This window comes from Isoptericola hypogeus (assembly GCF_039531145.1).
GTDB lineage: Bacteria > Actinomycetota > Actinomycetes > Actinomycetales > Cellulomonadaceae > Isoptericola > Isoptericola hypogeus.
The window spans coordinates 235902-245440 of record NZ_BAAAPM010000009.1; the positions used below are offsets into that span (position 1 = coordinate 235902).

Genomic DNA, 9539 nt, shown 5'->3' on the forward strand with positions numbered 1-9539 from the left:
CGGGACGAGGGGGGCGACCGTGGAGGCGCAGGACGCGGCGGAGGCAGTGGTCCCGGGCGTGCCGCGTCTGCGCTCCCTCGCCGAGGTGGCGGAGCTGGTCACCCTCGTGTCCCCGCTCTACGTGCGCTTCAGCGCCGGCCCGGCGGCGGACGCCGCGGCGGGGAGCCGTGACCACGAGAGCGGGTGCGTGCTGCCGGGCCTCAGCGTCAACCCCCTCGCCCCGGAGGCGTGGTGGGACCGGCCCCTCGAGCACTGGCTGGCGCGGCAGCTGTGCCAGTACGCCCACCTCATGACCCCGCACCGGTTCCCCTGGGTGCTCACGGGCCAGGTCGCCGGGCGCGGCCCCGACTGCGAGCCGCTGCTCGTCGGGACCACTCCCGTCGCGTCGATCGACCGGTCGGTGGTCGACGAGGCGGAGGCCACGTACCGGCGCGAGTTCCGCCCGGGCGACGACGGGCGCTGACCCCGCGGTCGGCCGTGGACCGACCGCGGGCGGGCCCGGTCACAGGCCTGCCAGCGCCTCCAGACGGGCCCAGGCCCGGTGCATGCCGAGGTCGTGCCGCAGGACGCGCGCGGCGTCGTCGGACCCGGCGTCCAGGACATGCACGCCGGGCGCCTCGGTCGCCACGCCGGCGGCCCGCAGCACCTCGGTCCCGTCCCCGACGGCGGCGATCGCCTTGCCGTGGCGGTACGCCTCCTGGAGGAGCACGTGCGTGCGGCCGTCCGCCGCGAGCGGGGTGCCGGCCGTGCCGTCGGCGATCACGACGGCGTCGTACTCGACCGAGCGCGTCGTCAGCAGGGTCCGGTCCACCGGCTCGCTCGCGTCGCCCGACGCCACCTCGCCGCCGTGCGGTGCGACGACCCGCACCACCACGCCCTCCTCGCCGAGCGCGGAGCGCAGCGCCGCGACCGCGCCGAGGTCGGCGCCGTCGGCCACCAGCACGCCCACGACGCGGCCCTCGACGCGCCCGGGCTCCGTCGGCACCTGGGACAGGGCGGGGGACGGCTCGACGCCCTCGGGCACGTCGCCCGCGGGCACGGGCAGACCGAGCCCGGTCGCGACGCGCGACGCAAGGTCGGCGTCCACCCGCGCCAGGCTGGCCAGCATGTTCTCCTGGACCCGGGGCGAGGCGCACTTGCCGAGCTCGAAGGCGTACGCCTGGGCGACGTGCGCCTGCTCGACGGGCGTCATCGACAGCCAGAACAACCGAGCCTGCCTGAAGTGGTCGGTGAACGACACGGGGTGGTGGCGCCCCTTGGTGCCCTCGACCGGCGTCGCCACGGTGACGAAACCGTCGTCGGGCGAGGCCGTGGGCCGGTCGTCGTCGAGCGCGTTCGGCTTGTACGCCACGATGCCGTCGTGCACGGCGGTCTGGTGCATGCCGTCGCGCAGCATGTCGTTCACGGGCGCGTGCGGCCGGTTGATCGGCAGCTGGGCGAAGTTGGGCCCGCCGAGCCGGGAGAGCTGGGTGTCGAGGTAGGAGAACAGCCGGCCCTGCATGAGCGGGTCGTTGGTCACGTGGATACCGGGGACCAGGTGATCGACGTGGAAGGCCACCTGCTCGGTCTCGGCGAAGTAGTTCTCCGGGTTGGCGTGCAGGGTCATGATGCCGACCCGCTGCACCGGGCACAGCTCCTCCGGCACGATCTTCGTCGGGTCGAGCAGGTCGATGCCCTCGAACGTCTCGTCCGGGGTGTCGGGCATGACCTGCAGCCCGAGCTCCCACTGCGGGAACGCCCCCGCGTCGATGGCGTCCGCGAGGTCGCGGCGGTGGAAGTCCGCGTCAGCGCCCTGCGCGATCTGCGCCTCCTCCCAGACGAGGGAGTGCACCCCGAGCGCGGGCTTCCAGTGGAACTTCACCAGCGACGTCGTACCGTCGGCCGCCTCGAGGCGGAAGGTGTGGACCCCGAACCCCTCCATGGTGCGGTAGCTGCGTGGGATCCCGCGGTCCGACATGGCCCACATCGCCATGTGCGTGGACTCGGTGTGCGAGGAGATGAAGTCCCAGAACGTGTCGTGCGCGCTCTGCGCCTGCGGGATCTCCCGGTCGGGGTGCGGCTTGCCCGCGTGGATGATGTCGGGAAACTTCACGGCGTCCTGGATGAAGAACACCGGGAAGTTGTTGCCGACCAGGTCGAAGGTGCCCTGCGAGGTGTAGAACTTCGTCGCGAAGCCGCGCACGTCCCGCACGGTGTCCGCCGATCCGCGAGAGCCCAGCACCGTGGAGAACCGGACGAAGACGTCGGTCTCGGCCTCCGCCTCGGCGAGGAACGCAGCCTTGGTCACGCTCGCGGCGTTCCCGTAGGCGCGGAACGTCCCGTGCGCGCCCGCGCCGCGCGCATGCACGACACGCTCCGGGATCCGCTCGTGGTCGAAGTGCGTGATCTTCTCGCGCAGATGGTGGTCCTCGAGCAGGACCGGCCCGCGAGGGCCCGCGGTGAGGGAGTGGTCCGTGTCGTCGACGCGCAGCCCCTGGGCCGTGGTGAGGCGCTCCCCGCTCTGGCGACGGGCGTCCGGGGCTGTCGGCGGCTCCGGCACGCCGGTCGGGCTCCGCGGGTCAGGTGGTGCGGTACGCGGCAACGGCGCCGCGGCGGGCTCGGACGATTCACGGTGCGTGTCGGGCTGATCCGTCATCGGTGACCTCCCGTGGACGAACGACCGTGCCCCGTTCTCGAGCACCCGTCCACCGTCGGCCCTGATCGCCCTCGTCGCCACCGGGTCGGCCAGGACGTCGCTTGCGAGCAGGTCCGAACCTGGCACGGTGGAGGTCGGTCCAGCAGTGGGCCGACCACGCCGACGGGTGCGCCCCGCCGGCACAGGCCGGCGTTCTCCGGCATGAGGAGGCTGAACCATGGCAACGGGAGAAACTGGGTTCGACGACGTCACGTACGACCTCATCTCGGTCCAGTACCACTCGCTCAAGGCGGGGCACGACTACGGGCAGTACGTGCGCGACGCCCGGAACGCCGGCAAGGACGAGATCGCGAGCTTCTTCGAGCAGGTGATGGCGGAGGACTCGGCGCGCGCCCAGCAGTGCCATCGGTTCCTCGCAGAGCTCGCACCCCACGGGACGTCCGCGACGTCGCCCCAGGGCGCGAACGAGGGGTGACGCGAGGTTCGCGGAGCAGACGTGCGGGGCGGTGAGGCGGACGTCCGCAGGGAGGGGAGCGATGCTCACCGGCGATGACGAGGACACCCAGGTCGTCCGCGTGGGGAACCACGACGTGCGGCTGACGCACCTGTCGAAGGTCCTGTACCCGGAGACGGGGACGACCAAGCGCGACGTCGTCGAATACTACGCGGCGGTGGCGGACGCCATGCTGCCGCACGTGCGGGACCGGCCGGCGACCCGCAAGCGATGGCCGGACGGTGTGGGGGCGGACCCGTTCTTCCACAAGGACCTGGGTCGAGGAACGCCCGACTGGGTGGTGCGGCGCAGCCTCGAGCACCGCACCGGCACGTCGACGTACCCGCTGGTCCAGGACGCGGCGACCCTCGTCTGGCTCGCGCAGATGGCCGCGCTGGAGATCCACGTCCCGCAGTGGAGGTTCGCCCGCCCGGCCGGCAAGGACGGGTCGCCCCGCGACCCCGATCGGCTGGTGCTGGATCTCGACCCGGGGGAGGGCGCGGGACTGCCGGAGTGCGTCGAGGTGGCCCGGCTCGCGCGCGCGATCCTGCGCGACACGGGGCTCGAGCCCGTGCCGGTGACGAGCGGGAGCAAGGGGATCCACCTCTACGCACGCCTGGACGGGCGGGCGTCGGCCGAGCAGGTCACCGAGGTCGCGCACGAGCTCGCGCGTGCGCTCGAGGCCGACCACGGCGACCTCGTGGTGAGCGACATGAAGAAGACGCTGCGGCGCGGAAAGGTGCTCGTCGACTGGTCGCAGAACAACGGCAGCAAGACGACCGTCGCCCCGTACTCGCTGCGCGGCAGGTCCTGGCCCTGGGTCGCCGTCCCCAGGACCTGGCGGGAGCTGGGTTCGCCGCACCTGCGACAGCTCGATCTCAAGGAGGTCCTGAGCCGCATCGGTCGTCGCCCCGACCCGCTCGCCGGGGCAGGAGCCGGCCGCGTCAAGGCCGGTGGAGGTGACCGGGGCGCCGAGGCGGGCGACGACGCCGACGGCGATCGCGTTCGCCGTCGACGCGACGCGCTGAGCACCTACCGGGAGAAGCGCGACCGCGCCCGGACGGACGAGCCGGTGCCGGACTCCGCCCCCGAGCCTCGCCCCGACGGGAGCTCGTTCGTGATCCAGGAGCACCACGCGAGCCGCCTGCACTGGGACTTCCGGCTGGAGCGCGACGGCGTCCTCGTGAGCTGGGCGCTGCCGAAGGGCGAGCCCGACGACCCGGCCCGCAACCACCTCGCCGTGCAGACCGAGGACCATCCGTTGGAGTACGGAGGGTTCGCGGGGACCATCGCGAAGGGGGAGTACGGGGCCGGCACCGTGACGATCTGGGACGCGGGCTCCTACGACCTGGAGAAGTGGCACGACGACGAGGTGGTCGTCGTCCTGCACGGGTCAGAGCACGGCGACCGGAGGCTCGCGCTGATCCGCACCAAGGAGGGCGAGGGTGCGGGCGAGCACGGGGCGCCCGGCTCGCAGTGGCTCATCCATCGGACCAAGTCCCAGGACGGGGTCGGCGCACGCTCGGCAGCGGCGCCGACCGGTGGCGGCGCGTCGTCCGCCGAGGTCGCGTCGGGCCGGCGCACCTACGAGGCCATGCTCACCACGCTCGGGCAGCGCGACGACGTCGTCGGCGGGGGCGATCCGGGCAGCTGGGCGTTCGAGATGAAGTGGGACGGGATCCGCACCCTGGCTCGCGTCGAGGAGCAGGAAGGGCGGAGCGCGGTCGCGCTCCGGAGCCGCAACCAGAAGGACCAGGGCCCCGGCTATCCCGAGATCGTCGACGGGCTCGGGCGCGCCGTCCGCGGTGAGGCGGTGCTCGACGGCGAGATCGTGGCGCTCGACGAGCAGGGCAGGCCGAGCTTCGCACGGCTCCAGCAGCGCATGAACCTCGCCGATCCGCGGGGGATCGGAGCGGCGGCGAAGCGCGTCCCGGTGCAGGTGTTCCTGTTCGACGTCCTGGAGCAGGACGGCGAACCGCTCCTCGACCTTCCCTACACGGACCGGCGCGAGCGCCTCGAGGCCCTCGTGACCGAGAACGATGCCGTCAAGGTTCCGCCCGCGTTCGACGGCGACTTCGACGCGGCCTGGGAGAGCAGCGAGCGGCTCGGCCTCGAAGGGGTGCTGGCGAAGCGCCGCGACTCGCCGTACGCCGCCGGACGCCGGACCCGGTCGTGGATCAAGATCAAGCACGCCCGCACGCAGGAGGTGGTGGTCGTCGGCTGGCGGCCGGGGAACGGGCGTCGCGCCGGGACGGTCGGGTCGCTCCTCCTCGGGGTCGGCGACGACGACGGTCGGCTCCGTTACGCGGGCCGGGTCGGGACCGGGTTCTCCGACCGTGACCTGGACGACCTGCGCGACCGACTGGGCCGGGACGCGCGCAAGACGTCGCCCCTGGACGACGTGCCCCGGGCGGACGCCCGGGACGCGCGCTGGGTCACGCCGCGCCTCGTCGGAGAGGTCGAGTTCGCCGAGTGGACCGACGACGGGCGGCTCCGGCAGCCGCGGTGGCGAGGATGGCGCGAGGACAAGGCCCCGTCGCAGGTACGCCGCGAGTGACGGTGCCGGCTCAGCGTGACCGGAGCGCCTTGCCGCAATCCGACCTGGCCGAGACGGCTCCCACGCGAGGCTGGTCGTCACCGTTCCCTCGCTCTGGGTGAGCCGGCTCCCCTCGATCACCGGCGCCAGCTCCTGTGGCTCTCGACAAGGTCCCTCGATCGGCTGCTCAGTTCGTCGGTGCGGGACGTCGCCGGCGGCTGGACGATCGGTGCCTGGCTTCATCCGTTTGAGGCAGCGGTCCCGCCCGCTCGCGTTAAGACGACCTCGAGATGGACGGCCAACCGACGCAGAACCGAGCGCTCAGCGGGAGTCTTGAGGGAGGCGGCGAAGCCTTGCCAGCGGATCCTCAGGATCTTGATTTCCGGAACAATCTCACAGGCTTCGACGCGCTCAATCGGAATCCTTACGACGTTGTTGGTGGGCTGCGCAGACGCGGGAAAGGTGTTCCAAGACTCGTGCCACCTCTTGGAATCGGCCGGTCCGCATAGGTAGAGACACCGATCCGTGACGACCAAAGCGATGTCCGAAGCCCAGCCGCCCGGAACGCCGACAGCACCAAGCGGTACCTCGGCGACAGCGAGCAGATCGCCGATCTCTTCCAGGGCCACCTGGGAGGGCCTAGGGTTCCACCAGGCGAGTTCCCGTGCTCTCGCCCTGAGTAGTTCGAGGTTCTTCTTGTTGTTGGCGTCCGCCGAAGCGGCCGAGTCTGTTCCTTTGCGCGCGGCGCCATGCGTGGCAGTGGTGCTCCCCGCGCTGGTCGCGGTGCCCTTGACGTCGTCAGCATGACTGCCCTCGTCGCTGCGATTCCTCTTCAAAGGATGCTCCGTGGGCTCCCGTTGCATGACGTTGTCCAGCGCTTCGGCTTCGTGACCGGCTCGGGGGGTCTGGTCGACCGAAAAGAGCTGCGAGGTGAGCCCGCGAAGGTAGAGCACGGGGGTGACCCATTCGAGCGTCTCCCTGCCGGATCCGAGTATCGCGACGCGCCCGCTCCCCATGGCTTCGTCGATACCGCGACCATAGGCTATAGCGTTGTAGAAGCCTCGACAGAACTCGATCGCAGCATGGTCCGTGATCTCGAACTGCATCGCCGCGACGGCACTGACACCGCCCCGCACGAGCGCCGCCGCGGTCCCGGAGAAGAGGTTCTCGGAGTTCGACGTCGCCGAAGAGCACGCGTTGAGAACGACCAACCGCGGCATGGGGCGAGACTGGCGGAGCAGGTCTACGATTCGCCGGGCTTCCACTCGGTTTGGTCGACCATCCGTGCCGACCAACACGAGGATTCCCTCCTCGCATTCAAAGTCGAAATCGCCGTGTCCGATAAAGTGGACGACGTGCCATTCCTGACTGAGGAGCAAGTCCTGGAGTGTTCGCCAGGTCGCGTCGGGCGCCCATCGAAGGTCGACCAGCCCGCGTTCGATAGGTCGGGCGAGTGCCGAGGTCAGATTCTCCTTCTCTCTTTCCACGTCGAGCATTTCCATGCCGCGCGGTGACGAGACGATGCCGAGGATCCGCAAGGCACCCTGGACGCGCAGCGGCGAAGGGGCGTTGGCCACGGGAATGTGTCGAACGAGCGGCTGGCGACGGCACACGTATGCGTCCGCGTCAGTGTCGTACATGACCTCCCACGGCAGCGCGGCAAGTTCCGCGCTGCCGGTTCGAAGCACGACCCGGAGATCCTCATGATTTGCGTCGGCCAACGCGCGACTGGCGGCGTAGAGGCTGGAGATCGAAGCCGGCCCGAACAGTACGTCGAACAAGGTTCGACCGACAGCCCGCACGACTCCCTCGTGGGACGAAGATACTGTGCTGCGGCTGCTCACCGACGACAGCAGGACAGCCTCTTGAAGTTTCTGGCGCCGATCGAGGAGTTCGCCGCTGTCGAGTGTGACTTCCGCAGATGCCTCGCCGGCCGGGGAGCGAAGAACTTGGACGGTGTAGGCATGGCGATCGGTGCCGCGGCTGATCTCCAGTTCGAGGATCTGAACCACCGCTACCCCCTCGCCGTCGTGCTTCTGCTATGGGATTCCGCGAGCCACGGGCAGACGCTGGCACGTGGGTTCGAAACTCGATCACTGACGCTCGACCGGCGTATCAGTTCGGTGAAGTGTCGACGTTGCTGAAGAAGTCGGGTCCGGGTCCGGGTCGGCGGGTAGTTCTTGATCATGCCGTCAGCGGGGTTGGGTTCGCCACCCGCTGCGGAACGTCGATGGGCGTTTCACCCGAGGGTCTGGTGAAGCAGTACCAGCTCACCGCAGGTCGACGACCGGCCCAGAAGGGCCTGCCCGGTCAGGGTGCAGTGCCGGCCCCGCCCCCGGTCGCGTCGCCCGGGGGCGTCGGCGCGGTCGACGGGGCCGGTTCGCCGGTGGGCGTCGGTTCGGAGGTCGGCTCGTCGGTGGGTTCGTCGGTCGGCGTCGGCTCGGAGGTCGGCTCGTCGGTGGGTTCGTCGGTGGGTTCGTCGGTCGGCGTCGGCTCCGGCGACGTCGGGTCGCTGGACGGCGTGGGCGTCGACGTCCGCGTGGGGGTCGGCGTGGGGGTTGGCGTGGCCGTGGGTGTCGAGGTGGGCGTCGGCGTGGGCGTCGAGGTCGACGTCGGGCGGGAGGTCGGCGCGGTGGTGGGCCGCTCCGTCGGCTCGGTCGTCGGCTCGGTCGTCGGCGTCGCCGTGGGGGACGGCGACGGGCTGTGCGTGACCGGGGCGACCGGCGTCCCGCCTTCGGTGTCGCGCAGGGACCACCATGCGACACCACCCACGGCGGCGGCCGCCAGGACCAGCGCGAGCGCGACGATCACCCCACGCCGGCCGAGGAACCTGCGCCACCGGGACTGCTCGGCGGCCGCCCCCTCGGGCGACTCCGTCGGCGGACCGGGTGCGGCGTCGGGCGGCGGCGCTGCTGCGTCGGCGAGCTCGTGGGTCGCGTCGACGGCTCCGAGCTGCCGCGTGCGCTGGATCTCGGCCTCGTCCGCCGCCGCCGCCGCAGCGGCGGCGGCCCCGGCCACAGCCGCGCCCGCCACCCCGACGACCGCCGTCCGGTGGGGATCGTCCGCCGCGATCTGGCCCAGCGTCATCGTCTGGTCGGGATCCGGCCCGTCCGACGTGCCACCCTCGCTCGCCGTCGTACCCGTGCCGAGCAGCGCCGCCACGGCCGCGCTCATCGCGCCCGCGGTCGCGAACCGTCGGGCCGGGTTCTTGGCCATCGCCCGTGCCACGAACCGGTCGACGGCTGCCGGGACCGTGGCCCGCCGCGCCGACGGCGCCGGCACGGGCGCCCCGACGTGGGCGAGCAGGACGTCGGCGGGCCGGGCCCGTTCGTACGGCGCGTGCCCGGTGAGGGCGAAGTACGCCAGCGCCCCGACCGAGTACAGGTCGCTGCGCGCGTCGAGCGGCCTGCCCTGGGCCTGCTCGGGCGACATGCACACCGCCGAGCCGGCCACTCGCTCCCCGTCGCCGTCGCCTCCCCCGGGGGCGGCAAGACCGAGATCGAGCAGCCCGACCGTCATCGTGCCGTCGTCGCGCCGGTCGACCACGACGTTGCGCGGCCCCACGTCGCGGTGCACCAGGCCGGCGGCGTGCACGGCCGCGAGATCCTCGAGCAGCCCGGCCACCAGGGCGAGCGCGTCGGGCCACGGGAGGCCGGCGCCAGCTGTCAGCTCCTCGGAGAGGGGGACGCCGGGAAGCCGGCGGGTCAGGACCCAGGGAACGGTCGCGCCCGCGACCTCGTCCTCCCCGGTGTCGAGGACCTTCACCACGCCCGGATGGTCCACCTTGGCCGACGCCGCGATCTCGCGAGCCAGGGCGGCGCGCGTCGTCTCGTCGTCGACCAGGTGCGGATGGAGGACCTTGACGAGGAGCGGCT

Annotated in this window: 6 protein-coding genes; 3 read left to right on the top strand and 3 right to left on the bottom strand. The window is 71.9% G+C overall.

Annotated features, from left to right (window positions below; all coding sequences use genetic code 11):
• Window positions 1-19 precede the first annotated feature (19 nt).
• The gene (locus ABD254_RS19105; RefSeq protein ID WP_344250378.1) at window positions 20-463 is read left to right on the top strand and encodes a DUF6098 family protein; all 444 of its coding nucleotides are present in this window, start codon (window positions 20-22) and stop codon (window positions 461-463) included.
• A gap of 39 nt (window positions 464-502) precedes the next feature.
• Here ABD254_RS19105 and ABD254_RS19110 read toward each other — a convergent pair whose 3' ends face one another.
• Window positions 503-2635: a catalase gene (locus ABD254_RS19110; RefSeq protein WP_425553865.1), complete on the bottom strand. Its 2133-nt coding sequence runs from the start codon at window positions 2633-2635 to the stop codon at window positions 503-505.
• Between the two features lie 217 nt (window positions 2636-2852).
• On the opposite strand from ABD254_RS19110, the gene ABD254_RS19115 reads away from it, so the two are divergent.
• On the top strand, window positions 2853-3110 hold the full coding sequence (locus ABD254_RS19115; protein ID WP_344250381.1) for an acyl carrier protein: 258 nt from the start codon (window positions 2853-2855) through the stop codon (window positions 3108-3110).
• Between the two features lie 61 nt (window positions 3111-3171).
• Window positions 3172-5685 (top strand): ATP-dependent DNA ligase, encoded by a 2514-nt coding sequence (locus ABD254_RS19120; RefSeq protein ID WP_344250382.1) that lies wholly within the window; start codon window positions 3172-3174, stop codon window positions 5683-5685.
• A 218-nt stretch (window positions 5686-5903) separates the two neighbouring features.
• On the opposite strand, the gene ABD254_RS19125 is transcribed toward ABD254_RS19120, so the two are convergent.
• Together ABD254_RS19125 and ABD254_RS19130 are read right to left on the bottom strand one after the other, a co-directional pair.
• Window positions 5904-7676 carry a CHAT domain-containing protein gene (locus ABD254_RS19125; RefSeq protein ID WP_344250384.1) on the bottom strand — a complete coding sequence of 591 codons (1773 nt, stop codon included), beginning with the start codon at window positions 7674-7676 and terminating at the stop codon, window positions 5904-5906.
• 298 nt (window positions 7677-7974) lie between these two features.
• Window positions 7975-9539: serine/threonine-protein kinase (locus ABD254_RS19130; RefSeq protein ID WP_344250385.1), on the bottom strand; the 1565-nt coding region annotated here is incomplete at its 5' end.